Source organism: Terriglobales bacterium, assembly GCA_035561515.1.
Classification (GTDB): domain Bacteria; phylum Acidobacteriota; class Terriglobia; order Terriglobales; family Acidobacteriaceae; genus DATMXP01.
The window spans coordinates 1-21,625 of the sequence record DATMXP010000049.1; the positions used below are offsets into that span (position 1 = coordinate 1).

Genomic DNA, 21,625 nt, shown 5'->3' on the forward strand with positions numbered 1-21,625 from the left:
AAATAAAGGTATTTGAGTCCGAGAAATTCCTTGACACCCCTCTCCGAAGGTCAATACTATTTTCGCAACAAGTTCTGACGGCTGGTCTTTAGCCTCCGCTTAGAACTATTCTCCCTTGAAGAGAAGGCCGCCTGAGTTGCCGGGCGGCCTTCTCGTTTCACACCGAAGTTTTTCTACTTACTCTGCGAGTGTTGTACTCGGCACTGAAACCCCGAACTGCGGAACGTTGGAAGGATCGCATCTGCCATCGATCGGTTGATCAGGCGGGATTGGCGCCGTCGCCCAGGGCACCGTATCGAAGTCAAAGAACTCTGTCATGGTGATCTGCGCGGCATCTCGGCGAGACAGGTTCGGCAATCCGAAACGCGTTTGGATAAGCTTCAGGATCGCCGTGAAGTCGGCGACGGTATGTGACACGTAGTTCTTCTTCGCGAACGGAGAGATCACCATCAGCGGCATGCGGAATCCGGTCTTGTTGAAATCTCCCTGTGGCTGGATGACAGCGTCTTTCGCAAGCAGGTCTTTCGGCTCGATGCCATCCGGGTGTACCGCCGGTTGCGGCGGAACGTGATCATAGAAAGCGCCGGATTCGTCGAACGTAAAAATGAACACCGAGTCGTTCCACGCCGTGCTGAACATGAAGGCGTTGATGATCTCGGAAGTGAATCGCGCACCGAGTTGAATGTCATTTCCCCCTTCGCCCGGCGTTTGCTGTCCGCCCGGATGCTCATCGCGTCCCGATCCGAGTCCCGTTTGGATGAATGCGACTGCCGGCAGAGTACCGTTCTTCAGGTCGGAGAAGTACTCACTCAGCGGCACGATATTCGCGGTGTGAGCAGCAGCGAATTTCGGCCAATAATTGTTGATGTCCGTTAAAGGTAATCCGCTCGGCTGCGTATCGGTGTAGTAGATCTTCCACGGAATGCCGGCGTCACTCAAAAGGTGCCAGATGGTCTTGATCTGATCGCAGCACTGGCCCTGATCGGCGATCGGCTCATGCACGTAGCCAGCCGTGGTGCCCGCCTGTAAGAAGATGCGATTGGGAATGCTCGTGCTCATGACGGGCGAAAACCAGCGGTCCGAGGTCGCGAACTGGGCAGCCATGAAGTAGTAGTAAGGCAGGTCAGTTTCGTCGTAATACCCCATGGCGCGCGCGCCGGCCTTGTCGGTGTGGTCGGTGGCTTGCGAATACTTCGCCGAGTTGATGACGAACCCATCCATCGGCATGTCCGAAGATCCAGGCTGATTGCGGTTCACCGCCACGTGGCTTTCCAGCCAGTCGGGACTGAGTTGTTCCACACAAGTAGTTTCGAGATGAAAAGAGGGAATCGGCGTCCCGTCGGTGCTTACGTTTGTAGCGCCCGCAGGCAGGCCGTCAATCTCGGATGCCGGCCCAAATCCGTTCCGCTCACGATACTCACCAAGCTTCCCGAAGTAATGGTTGAAGCTGCGGTTCTCCTGCATCATGAAGACGATGTGGTTGATGTTGCTGCGTAGCTGACGGGCTTTGGCGGGACTTTCAGCCTGGCCTCCCGTAATGCCACGGCAGCCGGTGAGAACAAACGTCAGGCAGAGCAGTGCCAGAGACAATAACTTCATGAACGAGCATCTCCGAATAAAGGAATCTAGGGTCAGATGGAAGCTGACCAGCACCCGTTGGTTTGAGGTGAAATGAAAATTCAGCTGCAGTTCAGTCCAGGGCTGGAATGTAACGTTTGGTAACTACGCGGACGTCACCTTCGCTGCCAAACGGGCGGGTTGCGCTGGCCGATCGATCCAGTAAGCCCATGGAATCAGAAGCCACTGCGCAAGTCCAAACCAGGCGAGGGCGTTCACACTCGGAGGCGGAGTACCTCGAGCATTTCCCGCATACACGACCAGACAGAAGGCGATGAACGTCCAGAACGCCACCGGACGCAACGTACTTTTCTTCGCCGTCAGATACATGCCAATACCAATGACGAAGGCGCCGAGCTCTACTGCAATCGTTGCCGGAACCGAGTTCCAGAGTCCGAGTCCAACGAACTTTTCCACTCCCGGCAAAATTGGCATGTCCGGCCGATGCGAAACAAAATCGAGCACCCAATGGCTGACGACACAAGCTCCAATCACGAAGGCTGCGCGCGTTGTTCTCTCGCGCGCCCACCAGACCAGCGCGAATACCGCTCCCCAACAAACTGTGGCGAGCAAACTATGAGTGATCGGGTAGTCGTAGAAATCCAGGGGAGTGAACGCCGTAATTCCGGGCAGGATTCTTACGTGCTCTACATCAAGCAGCAGGAAGATTGGCCACAGCAGATCCAGGAATTGCGCGGCAAAAACCAATGTGCCGAGCGACACTTTTGGCGCAGCTTTCTTCGCGGCAAGAGCTACGGCGTAATGTCCGAGGAACATTGCTGCTGATCATATGCCGAGGTGCCAAGAGACGGAAGAATTAAGACGTGAGGTTCAGGCGACATTGCTTCGTCTTCGGCTGTACGTGCTCACCCGCGGAAGGAGTTTCTGCCAGATCCATACCGTGAAGCGGTGCAGGCATGAATAGCAACGGGCAGGCTTTCGCAGCACCAGGGCAAGCCACACCCGCTCGCCGAAGTGATTTCCACGAGATTTGTGGACGTCAGGCCTTTCGCATTGTGGACACCGCACCATGGTCAGCCCTCACTACTTACCCAAGTCCGTGTCGGAGCATAAACAGCCGCATTCTGTGAGTTAGGCGAGTGATCCACTGCGGCTGCCATTTTCACCATACAACAAACTCAATGCTTAAACGGTAATTGGAAGAAAATGTTTCGAAATGACTTTACATCATAAAGTTCTCTGTGATTATATACGCCAGGCGGCGAATTCTGACAAGTTGCTTGTGGAGGCCACAGGCCAAGGAGACTTGTGTGACCAAACGCATTGCCGCGTTGATCTTCATCTTCGGATGTACCACCCTCGCCTGGATCATTCTCGCTTCGACCATCTTTGCCCGCACCTACACGTTTTCGGACCGTCTCGGACCTAAAGTCGGATCGACCTGGGGTACGCGCCAGGAGCAAGAGCCGCCTACCGCCACTTACACCGTAAAGTCGAAGGAAAACTACGAAGTCGAAGAAAAGGGCAGGACAGTCGTAAAAACCAGGGAAGTAAGCCAGGATTACGAAATACCTGTCGCGAGCAGCGACATCGATGTTGCGCTCGACCTCGATCACCGCCCAAAGGGTCTGCTCTGGTACAGCACCTATAAGGTCGCTTTCAACGGAACGTACACCTTCACCAACCCCACTGACAAAGACCAGGTGGTGACGCTCAGCTTGAAGTTCCCCGCCGAGAAGGCCATGTACGACGAGCTCTTCATCCGCGCCGAGGATCAGGACCTTCCAATTACAAACGTGAATGGCGCGGCGTTGGCGAAAATTTCGCTCGCGGCAGGGAAAACCGTCACGGTGAAAACCGGCTATCGTTCGCAGGGAATGGAATCGTGGGGCTACAAACTCGGAGCCGAGGTCGCGCAGGCCAGGAACTTCACGCTCACGATGCACACGAATTTCAAGGACATCGACTTCGCCGAGAATACTCTGTCTCCCACTCACAAGCGGCGTACCGACAAAGGTTGGGACCTCATCTGGAAATACCAGAACCTCGTCTCAGGCTTTGAGATCGGGGTCACCATGCCCGAGAAACTACAACCCGGCCCACTCGCCGGGCAGATCAGCTACTTCGCGCCGGTGTCGTTGCTGTTCTTTTTCTTCCTGATGTTCATCATCACCACCATGAAGGGTATCGACCTTCATCCCATGAACTACTTCTTCCTCGCCACCTCGTTCTTTGCCTTCCACCTGCTTCTGGCCTACCTGGTGGATCACATGTCCATTCACCTGGCATTCGTGATCTGTTCGCTCGTGTCGATCTTTCTTGTCGTCAGTTACCTCCGCATCGTCGTGGGACCGAAGTTCGCTTTCATCGAGGCAGGCATCACGCAATTCGTGTACTTGGTGCTGTTCTCGTACGCGTTCTTCTTTAAGGGCTTCACGGGATTGGCGATCACCATCGGGGCTATAGTGACCCTGTTCGTCGTCATGCAGGTCACGGCGAAGATCAATTGGTCGGAGAAGTTCGCGGGACTCAAGCCTCCGGCGGCCCCGCGCCAGAATCCGCTGAATGGCGAAAGCTGGGTCAGGGGATAGAACCAGAAGCCACGGATCCGACGGAACGAGCTCATAGGTTGAAAGCCGTCCCAATCCGTGGCTTTCGTGTTTCCACACCCCGATGCCGTACACTATTGCTTCCGAGAAGCGATGCAAGCCAGCAAGTCCAATTTCAGGCATCCGGTTTCCACCCTCACTCCAGCCCGACGGAGCCGAAACTAAGTGCTGGCACGGGTATTCAAGGCATTTCAATATCGCGACTTCCGCCTGATGTGGTTCGGCGCCTGCACGTCGAGCGTCGGCACCTGGATGCAGATTGTTGCCCAGGGCTGGCTCATCTATCGTCTCAGCCATTCGCCGTTCCTGCTCGCTCTCGACCAGTTCCTTAGCGGCATCCCCATTTTCCTGTTCTCTCTCGTCGGAGGCGTAATCGCCGATCGCGTGGAGCGCCGTCGCATCCTGCTGATGTCGCAGTACGTCCAGATGGCGACAGCCGCCACCCTCACCGTGCTGGTTGTCACCGGTGTTGTCCAGGTTTGGCACATTCTGGTGCTGTCGGCTGTTTCCGGATTCGCGCAGGCCTTCGGCGGCCCGGCCTACCAGGCACTTATTCCGACGCTGGTCAGTCGCGAAGACATGCCGAACGCGATTGCGTTGAATTCCATACAGTTCAACCTCGCGGTCACGATTGGTCCGGCGCTTGCCGGACAGGCGCTCGCGAAGTTCGGTGAATCGTGGTGCTTCGGCCTCAACGCCTTGTCCTTTCTGGCCCCGATCATTTCGCTCTGGATCATCAAGGCGCGCTTCTATCCGGCCAAGACAAACGAATCCATCCTCACCAGCCTAAAGAAGGGCATCGAGTTCGCCCGCCGACAGCCATCGATGGAAGCGCTCATTATCTTGGCCTTCTGCATGACATTCCTGGCGATGCCGTCGCGCACCTATATTCCTGTATTTGTGAAGGACATCTTCGGCCGCGGCCCGGAAACATACGGCAACCTGCTCTCTCTGATGGGCATTGGGTCCATTTGCGGATCGCTCATCATGGCCGCGCTTGGCAACGTCCGCCACAAGGGCCGCGTGGCTCTCACGGGACTCATGCTGCTGGGTACGGGAATAGCAGGCTTCGCCGTATCGAAGCACCTGCCCCTGAGCGGAGGCATGCTGCTGCTGACCGGTGCCGCCATGATGGCCGTCTTCGCCATGGTCAACTCGCTGGTACAGTTGATTACCACCGACGAGATGCGCGGGCGCGTAATGAGCCTCTACAACTTCGCCTTCCGCGGCGGCATGCCGATGGGGAATCTCGTCTCCGGATGGCTGGTGCCGTTGTTCAGCGCGCCAATCGTTCTCGGCGTGAACGGTCTCCTGCTGGTCGCGCTGGGGTTATACTTCTTCCTGATACAGCGGCGAGTGGCGGCCCTGTAGTTCGGAATTGTTGAAACCGTCGGAACTACCTTCCTCGAAATATCGTATTAATTTCCAACGGTGGAGTGCGTCTTTCGTTTCATACAACCTGCGCGCCTGTACGGCACCGTTCCAGCAAGTCGGGCCCCTTCGAATAACTGAAAGGGAGACACCATGCGGACCATCCTGCGAATCCTGCTCTTCATTACCCTCTGTTTCTCCTTCGCGAATCTGGCGTTTGCGGATGAAGGAGTTAACGGCAATCTCGTCACCGTCAAGTGGCTCGAGAAGAATCTCAACCGCCCCGACCTGGTATTGCTGGACGCCTCGTTGGCTCCGGCCTACGCGAAAGAACATATCCCGGGCGCCATCAACTTCGACCTCTTTACCTATGGTGTCCAGACGCCACCCTTATCAGTGATCGAGAAGCGCTACCAATCCTGGGGTATCAGTCCGGGCAAGAAGATCGTCATCTACGATCAAGGCGGGTCGTACCTCGCAACCCGGCTCTTCTTCTCGTTCGATTATCACGGATTCCCGACAAAGGACATTTTTGTCCTCGACGGTGGACTCTCGAAGTGGAAAGAGGCGGGCTTGCAGGTGACGAAAGATGTCCCATCGCCACCGAAGCCGGGCACGTTCAAGATCGAAATCAACAAGAATGTGCGAGTCGATCTCCCCGAGTTCCTGACCGCTTCAGGCGATCCGGTGAACAACGCACTGGTCGAGGCTCTCGATCCCGACTGGCACTATGGCGGTATTTCCTTTTTTGCCCGGCCCGGTCATCCGCCCAATTCGATCATGTTGCCGAGCGGCGACTTCTTCAACCCGGACAAAACTTTCAAATCCGCCGACGAGATTCGCAAGATGGTTACGTATCTCGGCATCAAGCCGGAGCAGCAGATTCACAGTTTCTGTGGCGGAGGCATTGCGGCCAGCGTGCCTTACTTCGCCATCAAATACATGCTGAATTATCCGAAAGTGAAACTGTTCCCCGGTTCTGAATTGGAGTGGCTTTCGGACCCGCGCGATCTGCCGTTCTTCACCTACGACTTCCCACTGATGCTGCGCGATTCGCAGTGGCTCCAGTTTTGGAACGGTCAGAGGGCAAGAATGTATGGCATTTCGGATGTAAGCGTCATCGACGTTCGTCAGGCGGAAGCGTTCAACCAGGGGCACCTCCCGTTCGCGCTGAATATCCCGGCTGACGTTTTCAGGACCAGCCTCAACAATCCCTCGAAGCTGGCCGAAATTCTCGGCCCGGCAGGCATCAACGCGTCACATGAAGCGGTCTTGATTTCCGGAGCTGGCTTGACTCCAGACTCGGCGCTGGCGTTCGTAGCACTCGAAACACTCGGGCAGAAGAAGACCTCTGTTTTCATCGACTCCATGGATAAATGGACGCAGAAGGGGCAGCAACTAACGAAGGATGCGACGGTTGTCGGCCCGAGGCAGCCCACGCAGCCGCTGGCGATTCCGCCGGCTACATATCCGGTCAAACTCCGCGATGGCATCCTCATCAAGGACGCCAGGAGCACACAGGGTGTGTTTCCGAAGGTGTTTATTGCATCGGGCAAAACGCTTCCGACGAAGCAGCAGGAAGGCAAAATCGTTCACGTACCGTACACAGATCTGTTAAACGCGGACGGCACACCGAAAGCTGCCAACGACATCTGGAACGTGTTGATGAAGGCAGGAGTGCCGCGCTACGCCGAACTGGTTTGCGTCGCCGACGATCCGGGAGAAGCGGCAGTGAATTACTTCATCCTGAAGTTGATGGGCTTTCCAGATATCAAGATGATGATCTAGGTCGTTCCAGAGGAAGACAAAGCCCGGCCGGTGAGCCGGGCTTCTTCATATTGGCGTTGATTCAGGCCAACCACGAGATTCTCAAGACTGGTAAGCTAGCCCAGCATTCCCTCGACGACCGAGTACGCCGCCTCAAGCGCCTCGTCCAGTGCCGCGGGATTCGTACCGCCGCCTTCGGCCAGGTCCGGACGTCCGCCACCTTTGCCGCCAACCTTCGGGGCGATCTGGCTGATTACTTTTCCGGCCTGCACGCGGCTCGTCAGGTCTTTAGTTACGCCCACGATAAGCGCGACCTGTCCGTCTGTTGCAGATCCGACTGCAACCACGCCCGACCCAATCTTCTGACGCAGGTTGTCCACCAGCGTACGCAGTTGGTTACGCTCGAGGTTGTCGGCCCGATGCGCGAGTACTTTCACGCCATTCACCACGCGAATTTTATCTTCGACAGACGAAGCCGCAGCCGAGGCCGACTTCATCCGTGCCTGCTCCAGTTCCTTGCGCAGCTTTTTGATCTCTTCGTCGCGCGAAATCAGCTCTTTCTGTAGCGCGGTGGCCAGCGAGCCTTCGCTCTCTTCGCCGAAACGGATGACCTTTCGTGCCACATGCTCGAGCTGATGATCGGCGCGGAAATGCTTCAGCGAACTCTCGCCTGCAACGGCCTCCACGCGGCGCACGCCGCTCGATACACTTCCTTCATCGAGCACCTTGATCAGTCCGATTTCGCCCGTCGCCAGCGTGTGCGTGCCGCCGCAAAGCTCGGTCGAGAAGTCGCCGATTTTGATCACGCGAACTTTGTCGCCGTACTTTTCACCGAACAGTGCCATCGCGTGATACTCGTTCACCGCCACATCGATCGGCACATCTTCGATGATTTCAACCTTCTGGTTCTTTAGAACTTCCTTGTTGACGATATCTTCGATGTCCTGAAGCTCTTCATCTTCCACGCCCGAGAAATGCGAGAAGTCGAAGCGCAACCGGCCCGGCGAGACCAGCGAGCCGGCCTGCTTCACATGGCCTCCGAGCACTTCGCGCAAACCAGCGTGAAGCAAATGCGTCGCCGTGTGATGACGCATCGTTGCCTGACGAATGCCGAGATCGACCACCGCATCTACGCGATCTCCGACACGAATATCTTCCTTAGCGACCACCTTGTGTGCGCGAACGCCTTGCACAGGGTAATAGCAGCCTTCCACTTCAGCCACCACCGATCCGCGGCCCGGCGCGAGCAGCGATCCGCGATCGCCGACCTGTCCGCCTGACTCTGCATAAAACGGCGTGTGATCGAGAATGACTTCGCCTTGCTGTCCGGCTTTCAGTTCCTGCACACCTGCGTTGTGACGCATCAGGGCGATCACTTCGCAACCGCTCGATTCCGTCTGCCGATAGCCTTCAAACAGCGTCGGCTGCAATTGCTGATAAGCGGGATTGGCAGTCTGCTTCGCCGCGCCCTTCCACGACGCCTGTGCGCGTGTACGCTGCTCGGCCATTGCCGCATCAAAGCCGGCCTGATCGAACCCGATCCCCTGGTCGCGAGCCGCGTCAACGATGAAATCGAGCGGAAGTCCGAAAGTGTCGTAGAGTTTGAATGCCTTCTCGCCCGAATACATCGCCCGGCTCTCAGGTCGCGCCTGCTTTGCCTTCGAGAGCGGCTCCAAATCTTCTTCCAGCCGCTTCAGTCCGATGTCGAGCGTACGCGCAAACCGCGTCTCTTCCGTCTCGATCATCTTCGATACACGGTCCTGCGACTCCAGCAGTTCCGGATATGCATCGCGCATTAATTCCGAAACCGCAAACACCATCTCGAACAGGAACGGCTTGTTCTGTCCGAGCAAACGGCCATGCCGAATTGCGCGGCGAATAATCTTCCGCAGTACGTATCCGCGTCCTTCATTCGACGGCAGAACACCATCTGAAATCAGGAACGTCGCGGCTCTCGCGTGATCGGCAATCACGCGCAGGGAAGCGGCGCCACTGCGACCGGACTCGGTCTGTACTTCCTTGTCAAACGAAACGCCGCACAACTCGGCCGCGCGCTTCATCAGGGGCACGAAGAAATCCGTATCGTAGTTCGAAAGCTTGCCCTGGAGCACCGCCGTGATGCGCTCCAGTCCCATGCCCGTATCGATCGACGGCTTCGGCAGTGGCGTCAGCGTTCCGCCGGCGTCGCGATCGAACTGCATGAACACCAGGTTCCAGATCTCGACGTACCTTCCACAGTCGCAGCCGAACTCGCAATCTTTGTGGCCTTCTGCGCTCGCCGTCGGGCCCATGTCGTAATGGATCTCTGAGCACGGACCGCACGGTCCCGTATCGCCCATCTGCCAGAAGTTGTCTTTGATTCCGAACTCGTAGATGCGCTCTTTCGGCACGCCCTGATCGTCGTGCCAATACCCGTACGCCTCTTCGTCGCGCGCAACACCGTTCTCGCCTTTAAAGATCGTCACGAAGAGCTTGTCTTTAGGAATTCCATACCACTCAGGCGAGGTGATCAGTTCCCACGCAAACCGGATCGCATCCTTCTTGAAATAATCGCCAAAGCTGAAATTGCCCAGCATCTCGAAAAACGTGTGGTGACGATTCGTGAAACCAACGTTCTCGAGATCGTTGTGCTTGCCACCCGCCCGCACGCACTTCTGGGACGTCGTTGCCCGCGAATAGTCGCGCTTCTCCAGGCCAAGGAACACGTCTTTGAACTGATTCATGCCCGCGTTGGTGAAGAGCAGGGTGGGGTCGTTGGCCGGGACCAGCGACGACGAGTGAATTTCCTTATGACCGTTCTGGATGAAGTAGTCGAGAAACTTGCGGCGAATTTGCGAGCCGGTAAGCATAGTTGTCCGTGGATGAAGAGTAACCTTCGATTTTAGCAGGCAGGAAGGCGCCGAACCGGCGCCTTGGCTTACTTCTGTTCCGCCAGCAGGCGTTCCATGAACTTCGTGTCGAAGTTGCCGCTGCGGAAATCCGGATGCTGCAAGATGCGCTTATGAAGCGGAATGCTGGTGTGGATGCCTTCCACGATGAACATCTCCAGCGCACGCGACATGCGGGAGATCGCCTCGTCCCGGTCGCGTCCCCGCACGATCAGCTTCGCGATGAGCGAGTCGTAGTAGGGAGGAATCACCGCCTCCGCATATGCCGCCGTATCAAGACGCACTCCGGTCCCACCTGGAGGATTGAATACCTTGATCTTCCCGGCCGAGGGTGTGAATTTCTCCGGATGCTCGGCATTGATCCGGCACTCGATTGCATGACCCGCCGGCGCCGGTGTCCCTCGCAGAACGGAATCCAGTTTCTCGCCCAGTGCGATGCGGATCTGGCTCTTCACCAGGTCAACATTGGTGACCATCTCAGTCACCGGATGTTCCACCTGGATTCGCGTGTTCATCTCGATGAAGTACAGCTTGCCGTCTTCATCCATCAGGAACTCGATGGTGCCGGCGTTCACGTATCCGATCTTGCTCAGTGTTCGCGATAGCAACTCGCCGATCTCTTTGCGCAATTCGGGGGTGACCTTGACCGAAGGTGCTTCTTCGAGCAGCTTTTGATGCCGCCTTTGGATGCTGCACTCGCGCTCACCGAGGGACACGACGTTGCCGTGCTGGTCCGCGAGCACCTGGAACTCGATATGCCGCGGATGCTCGATGAACTTCTCCATGTACATATCGCCGTTCCCGAACGCTGCGGCGGCCTCGGAACTGGCGGCATGGAACGCGTTCGGCAGCTCTTCTTCGTTGCGGATGACGCGCATGCCGCGTCCGCCACCGCCGTGTGCAGCCTTCACGATCACCGGGAAACCAACCGATTTCGCATACTCCATGGCTTCATCGGCAGAGCTGAGGAGGCCTTCGCTTCCCGGAAGGATCGGCACGCCCGCGGCCTTCATCGCCGCACGCGCCTTCTCCTTCTCGCCCATCAGGCGCGTCACTTCCGGAGGAGGCCCAATGAACTTCATGCCGCACGTCTCTACCACCTCGGCGAAGTTGGCGTTCTCGCTCAACAGCCCATAGCCGGGATGGATTGCCTCCACGTTGGCGATTTCGGCGGCGGAAATCACGGCGGGAATATTCAGGTAACTTTCCTGCACCTTCGGCGGGCCGATGCAGATGGCTTCATCAGCAAAGCGGACGTGCAATGAATTGCGGTCCGCTTCGCTGTAAATAGCGACGGTCTTGATGCCCAGCTCTTTGCAGGCACAAATGACGCGCAGGGCGATTTCGCCCCGATTAGCGATAAGAATTTTGCGAAACATTCGGTGATCTAAATTGGGGACTATCAGCTACGGCTTTACCGCAAACAGCGCCTGCCCATATTCCACGGGCTGCCCGTTTTCCACGAATCGCTTCACGATGGTGCCGGAGAAGTCCGATTCAATTTCATTCATCAGCTTCATCGCTTCCACGATGCAGAGCACCTGTCCGACGGAAACCGGATCACCGGGTTTCACAAAGGGAGGAGCTCCCGGGGAAGGCGATTCATAGAACGTTCCCACGATCGGTGACTTGATCACATGTGCACCGGCCGTTTCATCTTCTTCCGCAGCCGGAGCCGCCGCAGAAGCTGGAGCCGAAGGCGCCGACGCTGCTGTCGAAACGGGTGCCGCTGTGTGTGCTACCGGTGCGGACGCCGGCGCAACCGCGGCCGGAGCAGCGATCGTCATTACCGGAGCAACTGCCCCGCCACGACGCACGCGAAGCTTTACATCGCCGCGCTCAAGTTCAAACTCGGCGATATCTTTATCAATTAAGAATTCGATTAGTTCCCGGATCTCTTTTTGATTCATCTTAGAGAATGATCAATTCCTTGCTTAAGGATGTCAGGACATCGCAGCCATCATCTGTAACGGCTACCATGTCTTCTATGCGGACACCGCCCGCTTTCTCGACATAAACACCGGGCTCGATCGTTATCACCATGCCCGGACGAAGTATTTCTTTTTGATCGCGCGCCAGCCGGGGACCTTCGTGGATCTCCAGTCCCACACCATGTCCGGTCGAGTGAATGAAGAACCGGTCAAGTCCGACGTCGCCAATCTTTGTGTTGCGAAGTACGCTTCGGCAGGCGTAGTCCACGTCGCCTGCGGTCGCCCCAGGCTGCACCGCCCTAATGCCTGCCAGTTGCGAATCCAGCACCGCCTCGTACATCCGGCGAGCCTCTGCTGATGGCCGTCCGACATGGACTGTACGCGTCATGTCGGAACAATAACCGCCGAGTATAACACCATAGTCGAGCACGACGAAGCCACGGGAGGGAATCCGCGCATCCGAAGCCACTCCGTGCGGCAATGCCGAACGCGGTCCCGACGCCACAATCGTCTCGAACGACATCTTCTGCGCGCCGCGCTTTCGCGCCTCGTACTCGAGTTCGGCCGCGACCTCCGTCTCCCGCACTCCCGGTCGGATGGCCTTCAACGCCACCTCGAAGAGGTCCACGCCCAATTGCACCGCGCGGCGAATCGACGACACTTCCTCCGAGTCTTTGATGGTTCGAATGCTCTCTACCAGCCCGGTCGTTTCTTTCAGTTTCACCTTCGCCGGCAACATTTTTCGCAGACGCGAGCGCAGCCACACCTGCATGTGTTCCGCTTCGATTCCGACATTGCCAGCCTGAAGCCGCACAATCTGTTGTGCCGCGGCTTCCAGAGCGGGTCCTTTGGAAATCAGGACGCGCGCACCCTTCACTTGCTCCTGCGCCTGCGACTTATAGCGCCCGTCGGTGATGAATATGCTGCGACCGCCGCTGAACACTAGCACGCCGGCAGTCCCCGTGAACCCCGTCAGGTAACGCACATTGGGCAGGTGCGTGACCAGAAGGGTATCGAGGCCCCGTTTTTCAATGTCTTTCAGCAGCAGTTGTCGTCGGCCATTCTGCGACATACCTGAATTGTAGCAACCACAAAATAAGAAACGCCGGTGCAGGACCGGCGTTGTGAAACCTCGGTGTTCCTATTTCAGTTTTACGCTCCTCAGCATCTGCTCAAAGGTCGGACGCAACTTGCTGAAGTCGCGTTCCGGCGAAATGAACACAAAATACAGAACCGTTCCGTCTTTTCGAGGCATGGTCACCAGCCAGTCGCGTTCGCGCAGCTTTTTTCCGCTACTGTCCTGGATCGGCGAGGTACCAGTCAGGTCCACAGATCTTCCGGTGGTGCCATTGACGCGAATGTCGTCGCCGCTGTTCACCGTGCGCAGATCAGGATTCGATTGCTTCAACGACGCGACTAATTCGTTTGTGGCATCTCTCATCGTCGAGCTTTCCGGCTGGAATCCGTTGATGATCACGCCGTACGCGACCGCGTCCTGGGAGATACCCGCTTCCGGCGCTATCGTGACAGCCGATTCCTGGTTCCCGAAGACCTTCCAGTTCGAAGGGTACGAAACGGTATACGCGCCATGATTCAGCGACTGCATGCTTCCGCTCGGCTGCACTGCTCCAATGCCCGCGTCCGATACCGTGCTGGCCTGTCCTTGCGCGCGTTGCTGAATTTCCTGCGCCGAGTATCCCTTTACGTTCGCAGCCTGCTGGTGAATTCGGTTGAACTCGGAGCTGCTACCCGCGAAGCTCTTGCGCGGAAACTGCGAAACCTCTTTCGACACCGCCGTCACGCGATTGCCCGGGTTGGGGTGATCGCTCAGGAATTGCGGCCCAGCAGCTCCGCCGCCCCCACTTTCCTGTTCGAGCTTGCGGAAGAAGTTGGCCATCTCGACGGGGTTGTAGCCGGCGTTGTATAGGATTCGTGCACCGACGGCGTCCGCCTGTGACTCGGCCGAACGCGAGTACTTAAGGAACACCGAGCCCACGCCAAACGATAGGCCCAGCCTTGCCACCTGGCCCATCACGCCGTTCCCGAGCATGCCGCCCAGGATGGCGAGTGGCACCTGCGCCATCATTTGTTTCGAAGCCTGGTTCGTTGAATGCCGGTAGTAAACATGCGACATCTCGTGCGCGATCACGCCCGCCAGTTGCGCTTCGTTATCAGCCGCCTGGATCGTGCCCAGGTTTACGAAAATCGGTCCGCCCGGCAGCGCAAAGGCGTTGATGTCCTTCTGCTGCACGACGTGGAACTCGTAGGGCCAATTGGGCTGGGGCATTGTGTTCGCCAGCTTCTTTCCGATCGACTGCACATACTGAGTGATCGGGCTGCTGTCCGGCAGAAGCGGCATCTGCTTCTTCACTTCAGCCGCGTTCTGCTTGCCTAGTTCAACGTCCTGCTCTGGGGAAAAGAAGTTCGATCCTCCCGGTTTCGGGAGCGGCACCATGGCTTGTGCCCACGAGGGCACGGTGATGCCGAAAACTAGGATGACCGCTAATATGCGACTTAGGGCGTTATGCCTCATTTCATTCCTCGCAAATACACTCGGGACCCAAGAGATATTCCACTCTTCTCCCCACGTGCTGTAAAGGTATTAACCCGCCACGTAAGTCATAGATGCTGCTCAGGCGCTTCTGAATCTTCAGGCAAAAGAAAAAGGCTGGCGATCTGCCAGCCCTCGGTAACAGCTAAGTCTATTTGTGGTCCGAACTTGCGTTGAATTCACGACGGCTTGCAGCCCGTGTCGCTTTCGCGGCTTGGGGCACCGCAAACTCCGGCCCGTACTTCTCCAGCAGAACCGGGACCAAGGCACCCTCGGCTTCCTTGATGAACCGCATCTTGCCATCTTTCTCGATGTCGATCCGGACGAAGTCTCCGAGTTTTACCTGGCTGGTCGCGACGAGGTTGGCAAGAGGGAACACGATATGACGTTCAATCGCACGCTTCAGGTGCCTTGCACCGTACTTCGGATCGGTGCCCTCTTTCAGCAGGAATTGCTTAACCGCAGGCGTACAACTGAACACGAACTGGTTGTTACCAGTCGCCTGCAGGATCCGTTGTTGCACCATTCCTAGTTCAATTTCGAGAATCTGTTCCAGGTGCTCCGGCCGTAAGGTCTTGAACACAACGACCTTGTCGATGCGGTTCATGAACTCCGGCGAGAACTTCCGGCGCGCCGCATCCTGCGCGGTGCGCGTCATCTTCTCGTCAAGCTTGGCATCCACGAACGGGGCCTTCGGACCGAAGCCCATGCCGCCGCCGACCAAATCGCTCATTTCGGAGGCGCCGAGGTTGGAGGTCATCACGATCAGACACTGCGAAAGGTCGACCCGACGGTTATCACCGAGCGTGAGGGTGGCCTTGTCGAGTATTCCCAGCAGCAACTGCCATAGAGCATCAGACGCCTTCTCGATTTCGTCGAACAGCAGAATCGAAAGCTTCAGCTTGTCCGTATGCCACTGATTCAACGCCTCTTGCGTCAGCAAAGGATGTGTTTCGCGATGGCCGAGGTACCCCGGTGGCGACCCGATCAGCTTGGCAATTTCGTGCGAGTGCTGGAATTCCGCGCAGTCGATCTTGATCAGCGCCCTCGGATCGCCAAAAAGGGATTCCGCGAGCGATTCAACGACTCGGGTCTTGCCCGACCCGGTGGGACCGAGAAAGAGGAGGTTGCCGACAGGCCGTCCTGGCGGATTCAATCCTGCCAAAAACATCTGGTAGATCTCGACAACTTTGTCGACCGCCTGATCCTGCCCTACGATTCTGCGCCGTAACGCAGCGTCAAACTCAGAGGCATCTCCGCTGCGCCGGTTGGGGTCAAGTACTGCATTAATACCGGTTCTCATAAAACCTTACATTCGGCTGAACGTGCCGAAATTCTCAAAAATGATGAAGAGAACGGGCCTCGGAAGTTACAGCCCAAGTAAGCCGACTGGACCCCACCGCCGTCCGGCTTCATCTACTGGATTCCTTAGATGCGCATTCGAGCTATGGCGAAGAGTCGGTCATGAAATGCCTGGAAACTGCCACTTCACGCTATTACTCAGAGGCATGAGAGAGCAGGAGTGTTGCTCTCTAAGGTGCAATGAACTTGTGGATTATTTTCAGCATCTCACAACGTGCTACTATCGGGCCATCCAAGCACTGGTGCCCGTTTACGATGTCAAGTAATTCACGCCTCCCGCTGTTTGCTGTTCTGTTCTTCGTCGCTATAGCCGCGATTTTGCTGCTTAAACCTTCCGAAGCAGTCGTCGTTGAAGCCGCTGACGCAAGTAAGAACGTCACTGTCAAATCCGAATCCGCCGCGACCACGCAACAGCAGGCCGCACCCGGAACCGTCATTCACACTGCTAAATCAGGCGACACGGTTCCCATGCTCGTCCGTAAATATCTGTGGGACAGCAAGTACATGACCTCGTCCGAGTTTGAGGCGGCGATCAGGCAGGCGAACCCGACAGTCAAGGGTACCTTCCTCAAGGCGGGGGAAAATGTCGTCGTGCCAGGCATCGAACCCGTTCAGTCCGAAAAGCTGATTTCGGTGCCGAAGGACTATGAGGTCCGGGCGATTTACCTGACCGGCATCATGGCGGCGAGCGAAAAGGGCATCAACATTGTCCGCCAGTGGCGCAAGGTCGGTGGCAACGCAGTTGTCTTCGACATCAAGGACAGCGATGGCTGGGTCAACATCAACTTTGACCATGAACTTGTGCCCAAGGGGCACAAGCCACCAATCAAAAATCTCGCGAAGTACACCAAGTTTCTTCACTCCATGGGCATGCACGCCATCGCTCGTATTGCGATCTTCCGCGACGAGGCCATCGTGGTGCAGCATCCGGAATTGGCCGTAAAGTCCCGCCGCACCGGGCAGCCTTGGCAAGAGAATGGCAAGCTGGTTTGGACTGACGTTTCCAACCAGAAGGTCCAGGCTTACAACATCGCCCTGGCCAAGCATGCAGCTCTATCCGGTGTGGATGAAGTGCAATTCGACTATGTCCGTTTCCCGGCCGAGGGAGATCAGAAAGACGCGAAGTTCGCGTTCGAAACTGCGAACCCCACCTGGAAACGTACCGATGTCATTACCGATTTCCTGAAGGACGCCTACGCTGAACTGCACCCGACTGGTGTCCTGTTCTCGCTCGACGTCTTCGGCGTCATGGCCTGGCAGCGCTCGGTTGACCTTGCTCACACGGGTCAGGACATCCCGAGCATGGCGAAGTACTGCGATGTCCTGTCGCCCATGATCTACCCGTCGCACTTCTTCGGCATGGATGGCTACGCCAGTCCGGGCGACGCGCCGGAGCACTTCATCGGCACTTCGATGGATCGCTTCCGCACCATCACGAAGGACACGAACGTTGTTCTTCGCCCGTGGCTGCAAGCCTTTGCCTGGAAAACCAAGACCTACTCGCCCGAGTACATTCAGGTGCAGGTCGCTACCTCTGCCAGCAAAGGTGGCGTCGGCTTCCTGTTCTGGAATGCGCGCAATGACTACAGCAAGCCCTATGCGGCCATGCCGGTGATGGCGAAGAACCAGAAGTTCTTCCGTGGCGACGAGTACGACAGACTTCCTAAGCCTGCTGCGGCCGACCCGGTGACCAATACGGCTCAGTCCAAGTTCCATCCCAGCGGGCCGTAATTGCCGCGATTCTCAAGAGCCCACGGTACGCCGTGGGCATCTTCTTTTTGGTTTGTTGCTAACAGTTTTTTGCGTCTGGTTTGGCCCGCCAGACGGGCCAGTACCGAAATTCCTACCGTATAATGAAAACTGATTAAGCGTCTTGCCTGATTGTCCAACGTCCAATTGAGGAGTTGACCTGAGGGGTGGACGCTAGGGCTGTGTACGTACCCCGATTTTGCAGGGAGGGCCGGGAATGGCCATTCAGAGGACCGAAAAGATTTGGCACAACGGTCGTTTCATCAACTGGGACGACGCGACATTGCATGTGATGGCTCACGTGGTGAACTATGGGTCATCGTTGTTTGAGGGTATTCGCTGTTATTCGCATCCGTCCGGTCCCGCCGTATTCCGGGCGCACGAGCACATGCAACGCCTCATTGATTCGGCAAAGATCTACCGTATCGAAGTCCCGTTCAACCGCGACGAACTGGTCAGCGCCATGGTTGAACTGATCGGGATCAACAAGGTCAGCCCCTGCTACATCCGGCCGATCGTGCTTCGCGGTTACGGTGAAGCCGGCGTGAATCCCTTCCCAGCGCCGATCGAGGTTTACATCGCCAATTATCCGTGGGGCAAATACCTGGGCAAGTCCGACGAAGGCGTCGACGTCTGCGTTTCGTCATGGACCCGTATCGCTCCGAACACGCTGCCGGCGATGGCGAAGTCCGGCGCCAACTACATGAATTCGCAGCTCATTAAAATGGAAGCGATCAGCAACGGTTACGTCGAGGGCATTGCACTCGACATCAACGGCATGGTCAGCGAAGGGTCCGGCGAAAACCTGTTCCTCGTTCGCAACGGCAAGCTGATCACCGCGCCGCTTGGAAACTCGGTGCTTCCGGGAATCACCCGCGATTCTGTCCTCCAGATCGCCCGTGACCTCGACATCCCGGTGGTCGAGCAGATGATCCCGCGTGAAATGCTCTACATCGCCGACGAAGTCTTCTTTAGCGGCACCGCGGCCGAAGTCACGCCGATCCGCTCCGTGGACAAGATCAAGGTTGGCGACGGCTCGGTCGGACCGATCACGAAGGCCGTTCAGAAGGAGTTCTTCGGGATCGTAGAAGGGCGCATTCCGGACCGCCACAATTGGTTCACTCCGGTTTCGGTCAAGCAACCGGTTGGTGTGTAGAACGTTCTCTGCCTCGAAAGGCTCGGTCTTCGGACCGAGCCTTTGTATTTCTGGAACGAATCCACAGCCTGTTCGCGCCGAACTGTCCGGCGGTGGTTTAGACTTTCTCACTGCATATCCGTAGTCCAGCCAGACAGGAGGCTTTTATGGCAACTGCAACCATGCCCCAGGTCACACCTGATTTCGTATTGACCAGCCGCGATTTCGCTCTCGCCGGATTCGACCGCGAGAAGGTCGCCACCAAGCGCGTTATCGAAGCAATTCCCGAAGCCAAGAAGAACTGGAAGCCCGACGAGAAATCCAAGACCGCCGAAGAACTCGCGTGGCACATCGCATCGGTGGAAGTTGGTTTTCTGCACGCGGTCGCCAAGGGCAATTTTGCCACGATGGAGGAGGAAGAGAGAGTTATGAAGAATCCTCCAAAAACCATTGCCGAGATTGCCAAGTGGTATGAGGAGAATCTTCCGAAAGCGATTGCAGCGGTCCAGAAAATGACGATCGAGCAGTTGCTGACGCCGATCGATTTCTATGGCGCCTTCAACTTCCCGGCGTTCATGTACCTGGAGTTCGCAAAAGTTCACAGCATCCATCATCGTGGATGGCTGGCGAGCTATCTGCGTCCGATGGGCGGCAAAGTGCCCAGCATTTACGGCGGCAGCGCCGACGAACCCTGGCAAGGATAAATCCACTTCCAAGGACCCAGCCTTTACGGTTCTTCGAGCGTAAGGGCTGGGGTCACTACCACGAAAAGTCCCCCGACTTCCGTTACTTCTACGAATACCACCTCATTGCGTATGCTGCTCTGTCCGTGATACTTTCAGCCCACTTTCAGCTGTTCCGGAAAAGCTATGCCGATGCAAATTGATGACCTGCTCCGTATTGCGATGGAGCGGAAGGCCTCTGACCTTCACCTGAAGGTCGGGAACTATCCTCACATCCGTGTGGATGGTGAACTCGCTCCCTTAACGGATCAGACGCGCGTGAGCGCCGAAGACATGCTGAACATGGCGTTCAGCATGATGTCGAACCGGCAGAAGCAGAAGTTCAAGGAGAATGCCGAACTCGACATGGCCTACGGCGTCGCTGGTCTCGGCCGCTTCCGTGTGAACGTGTTTCAGCAGCGCGGCAATGTCGGATTGGTTCTCCGCGTTATTCCGACCAAGATCAAGCCCATCGACGAGCTTTACCTGCCTCGCATTGTGGACAAGATCTGTGACGAACCTCGTGGGCTGGTGCTGGTCACCGGCGTTACGGGTTCCGGTAAGTCCACGACTTTGGCGGCGATGATCGACCGCATCAACTCGATGCGTTCCGAGCACATCATCACCATTGAGGACCCGATCGAATTCCTCCATCGCGACAAGAAGGGATTCGTCAACCAGCGCGAAGTCGAAGTGGACACACCATCGTTCGCGTCGGCTTTACGCGCCAGCTTGCGTCAGGATCCGGACGTGATCCTCGTCGGCGAAATGCGCGACCTGGAGACGATTTCGACTGCGCTGCACGCGGCTGAAACCGGTCACTTGGTCTTCTCGACCTTACATACTTTGGACGCGGTCGAAACGATCAACCGCATCATCTCCGTCTTTCCACCGCCAGAGCAGAAGCAAGTCCGCATGCAATTGGCCGCAACTTTGCGGTCGGTCATCAGCCAGCGACTGGTTCGTCGCGCCGATGGCGCAGGCCGTGTTCCCGCGGTCGAAGTGCTGATCTCGACGGCTTACGTCCGCGAGTGCATCATCACGCCGGAGAAGACGCGCACGATCCGCGAAGCCCTGGCAACAGGCACTTCGCAGTATGGCATGCAGACGTTCGACCAATCGCTCTATGACCTGTATTCGCAGGGATTGATCTCGTTCGAAGTGGCACTCGAGAACGCCAGCAATCCGGACGATTTCAAGCTGCGTGTTGCAGGTATCTCGAGCACCAGCGAATCGGCTCGCGAAGACATGCAGGCGAGTTACGGAGCTGGATTCGCACGTTAGCGAGTTGTAGTTCCCCTGGAGAAAGGACGCGCTGCGGCGCGTCCTTTCGCTTTTGGTGCAGGTGCGTTAAGGTACGCGCATGAGCTTCGGCCGAAAACCCAAGGTGCTGTTGAACGACGAACCATCTCTCTACGAGTACGCGATTGGCGCGCTTGGCCGACGCATGCGAACTGTCGCCGAACTGAAACGCCTGATGCGGCCGAAGGTCGAGGACTCGGAATACGGCCGCGTGCTGGTGGAGACGGTGATCGCGAGGCTGAAGGAAGAGAAGTACCTGAACGACAGTCAGTACGCTGCGACGTTCTCGTCGCTGCGGAAGGAGAACGAGCGCTTTGGAAAGCGTCGTGTCATCTCGGACCTGAAGCAGCGTGGCGTTCACGACGAGGTGATCAGCAAGGCCGTTTCGGCGACGTACGAAGACACGAACGAAGAACAGTTGGCGCGCGACTTCCTGCGTCGTAAGCGACTGAAGAAGCCGTCGAACGAGAAAGAGACTGCACGAATTTTTCGCGCCATGGTGCGGGCGGGGTTTGGGTCGAGGACGATCTTCGCGATCCTGAAGAACTGGGACGTGGACGACGAGGTGCTGTCGGCACTGGAGGAAGAGGAGCCGCCGACGGAGCAGTAGGCCCGCATATCGATGCCAGTGGCGTTAACCCGCGCGAGCGTGCCGTGCGC

General features: G+C 57.0%; 16 protein-coding genes. 8 read left to right on the plus strand and 8 right to left on the minus strand.

All coding sequences use genetic code 11. The features are described 5' to 3' along the window. Positions 1-177: 177 nt before the first annotated feature. On the minus strand, positions 178-1,599 hold the full coding sequence (locus VN577_21710) for an alkaline phosphatase family protein (GenBank protein ID HWR17462.1): 1,422 nt from the start codon (positions 1,597-1,599) through the stop codon (positions 178-180). A gap of 123 nt (positions 1,600-1,722) precedes the next feature. After that, positions 1,723-2,394 (minus strand): hypothetical protein, encoded by a 672-nt coding sequence (locus tag VN577_21715; GenBank protein ID HWR17463.1) that lies wholly within the window; start codon positions 2,392-2,394, stop codon positions 1,723-1,725. 494 nt (positions 2,395-2,888) lie between these two features. On the opposite strand from VN577_21715, the gene VN577_21720 reads away from it, so the two are divergent. From VN577_21720 to VN577_21730, 3 genes are all read left to right on the plus strand, one after another. Then, positions 2,889-4,169, plus strand: a complete 1,281-nt coding sequence (locus VN577_21720; GenBank protein ID HWR17464.1) for an inner membrane CreD family protein — start codon at positions 2,889-2,891, stop codon at positions 4,167-4,169. Between the two features lie 183 nt (positions 4,170-4,352). Continuing rightward, positions 4,353-5,558, plus strand: coding sequence for an MFS transporter (locus VN577_21725; GenBank protein HWR17465.1), 1,206 nt, complete (start codon positions 4,353-4,355; stop codon positions 5,556-5,558). Between the two features lie 153 nt (positions 5,559-5,711). Further along, positions 5,712-7,346 (plus strand): rhodanese-like domain-containing protein, encoded by a 1,635-nt coding sequence (locus VN577_21730; protein ID HWR17466.1) that lies wholly within the window; start codon positions 5,712-5,714, stop codon positions 7,344-7,346. Positions 7,347-7,441: 95 nt separating this feature from the next. Here VN577_21730 and alaS read toward each other — a convergent pair whose 3' ends face one another. The 6 genes from alaS to VN577_21760 all read right to left on the minus strand — a co-directional run bounded on the left by alaS (position 7,442) and on the right by VN577_21760 (position 15,998). Next, positions 7,442-10,174 carry an alanine--tRNA ligase gene (gene alaS, locus VN577_21735; protein HWR17467.1) on the minus strand — a complete coding sequence of 911 codons (2,733 nt, stop codon included), beginning with the start codon at positions 10,172-10,174 and terminating at the stop codon, positions 7,442-7,444. A 68-nt stretch (positions 10,175-10,242) separates the two neighbouring features. Next, on the minus strand, positions 10,243-11,592 hold the full coding sequence (gene accC / locus VN577_21740) for an acetyl-CoA carboxylase biotin carboxylase subunit (GenBank protein HWR17468.1): 1,350 nt from the start codon (positions 11,590-11,592) through the stop codon (positions 10,243-10,245). 27 nt (positions 11,593-11,619) lie between these two features. Then, entirely contained in the window at positions 11,620-12,123 is a 504-nt protein-coding gene (gene accB, locus VN577_21745; GenBank protein ID HWR17469.1) for an acetyl-CoA carboxylase biotin carboxyl carrier protein, read from the minus strand. Between the two features lies 1 nt (position 12,124). Next, on the minus strand, positions 12,125-13,216 hold the full coding sequence (locus tag VN577_21750) for a Xaa-Pro peptidase family protein (protein ID HWR17470.1): 1,092 nt from the start codon (positions 13,214-13,216) through the stop codon (positions 12,125-12,127). A 69-nt stretch (positions 13,217-13,285) separates the two neighbouring features. Further along, positions 13,286-14,677 carry a M48 family metallopeptidase gene (locus tag VN577_21755; protein HWR17471.1) on the minus strand — a complete coding sequence of 464 codons (1,392 nt, stop codon included), beginning with the start codon at positions 14,675-14,677 and terminating at the stop codon, positions 13,286-13,288. 169 nt (positions 14,678-14,846) lie between these two features. Continuing rightward, complete coding sequence (locus VN577_21760; GenBank protein ID HWR17472.1) at positions 14,847-15,998, minus strand: AAA family ATPase; 1,152 nt, start codon at positions 15,996-15,998, stop codon at positions 14,847-14,849. A 314-nt stretch (positions 15,999-16,312) separates the two neighbouring features. On the opposite strand from VN577_21760, the gene VN577_21765 reads away from it, so the two are divergent. From VN577_21765 to VN577_21785, 5 genes are all read left to right on the plus strand, one after another. Then, a complete protein-coding gene (locus VN577_21765; protein HWR17473.1) occupies positions 16,313-17,788 on the plus strand; it encodes a putative glycoside hydrolase in 1,476 nt (491 codons plus the stop codon). Positions 17,789-18,023: 235 nt separating this feature from the next. After that, a complete protein-coding gene (locus tag VN577_21770; GenBank protein ID HWR17474.1) occupies positions 18,024-18,962 on the plus strand; it encodes a branched-chain amino acid transaminase in 939 nt (312 codons plus the stop codon). Positions 18,963-19,108: 146 nt separating this feature from the next. Then, entirely contained in the window at positions 19,109-19,645 is a 537-nt protein-coding gene (locus VN577_21775) for a DinB family protein (GenBank protein ID HWR17475.1), read from the plus strand. A 165-nt stretch (positions 19,646-19,810) separates the two neighbouring features. After that, a complete protein-coding gene (locus VN577_21780; GenBank protein ID HWR17476.1) occupies positions 19,811-20,947 on the plus strand; it encodes a type IV pilus twitching motility protein PilT in 1,137 nt (378 codons plus the stop codon). Between the two features lie 79 nt (positions 20,948-21,026). Continuing rightward, entirely contained in the window at positions 21,027-21,575 is a 549-nt protein-coding gene (locus tag VN577_21785; protein HWR17477.1) for a regulatory protein RecX, read from the plus strand. The last annotated feature ends 50 nt before the right edge of the window (positions 21,576-21,625 follow it).

Excerpts from the sequence above, each read along its gene's own strand:
- VN577_21710 (HWR17462.1), bottom strand. The coding sequence starts at position 1,599 with ATGAAGTTATTGTCTCTGGCACTGCTCTGCCTGACGTTTGTTCTCACC.
- VN577_21715 (HWR17463.1), bottom strand. The coding sequence starts at position 2,394 with ATGTTCCTCGGACATTACGCCGTAGCTCTTGCCGCGAAGAAAGCTGCG.
- VN577_21730 (HWR17466.1), top strand. The coding sequence starts at position 5,712 with ATGCGGACCATCCTGCGAATCCTGCTCTTCATTACCCTCTGTTTCTCC.
- alaS (HWR17467.1), bottom strand. The coding sequence starts at position 10,174 with ATGCTTACCGGCTCGCAAATTCGCCGCAAGTTTCTCGACTACTTCATC.
- accC (HWR17468.1), bottom strand. The coding sequence starts at position 11,592 with ATGTTTCGCAAAATTCTTATCGCTAATCGGGGCGAAATCGCCCTGCGC.
- accB (HWR17469.1), bottom strand. The coding sequence starts at position 12,123 with ATGAATCAAAAAGAGATCCGGGAACTAATCGAATTCTTAATTGATAAA.
- VN577_21750 (HWR17470.1), bottom strand. The coding sequence starts at position 13,216 with ATGTCGCAGAATGGCCGACGACAACTGCTGCTGAAAGACATTGAAAAA.
- VN577_21755 (HWR17471.1), bottom strand. The coding sequence starts at position 14,677 with ATGAGGCATAACGCCCTAAGTCGCATATTAGCGGTCATCCTAGTTTTC.
- VN577_21760 (HWR17472.1), bottom strand. The coding sequence starts at position 15,998 with ATGAGAACCGGTATTAATGCAGTACTTGACCCCAACCGGCGCAGCGGA.
- VN577_21765 (HWR17473.1), top strand. The coding sequence starts at position 16,313 with ATGTCAAGTAATTCACGCCTCCCGCTGTTTGCTGTTCTGTTCTTCGTC.
- VN577_21770 (HWR17474.1), top strand. The coding sequence starts at position 18,024 with ATGGCCATTCAGAGGACCGAAAAGATTTGGCACAACGGTCGTTTCATC.
- VN577_21775 (HWR17475.1), top strand. The coding sequence starts at position 19,109 with ATGGCAACTGCAACCATGCCCCAGGTCACACCTGATTTCGTATTGACC.
- VN577_21780 (HWR17476.1), top strand. The coding sequence starts at position 19,811 with ATGCCGATGCAAATTGATGACCTGCTCCGTATTGCGATGGAGCGGAAG.
- VN577_21785 (HWR17477.1), top strand. The coding sequence starts at position 21,027 with ATGAGCTTCGGCCGAAAACCCAAGGTGCTGTTGAACGACGAACCATCT.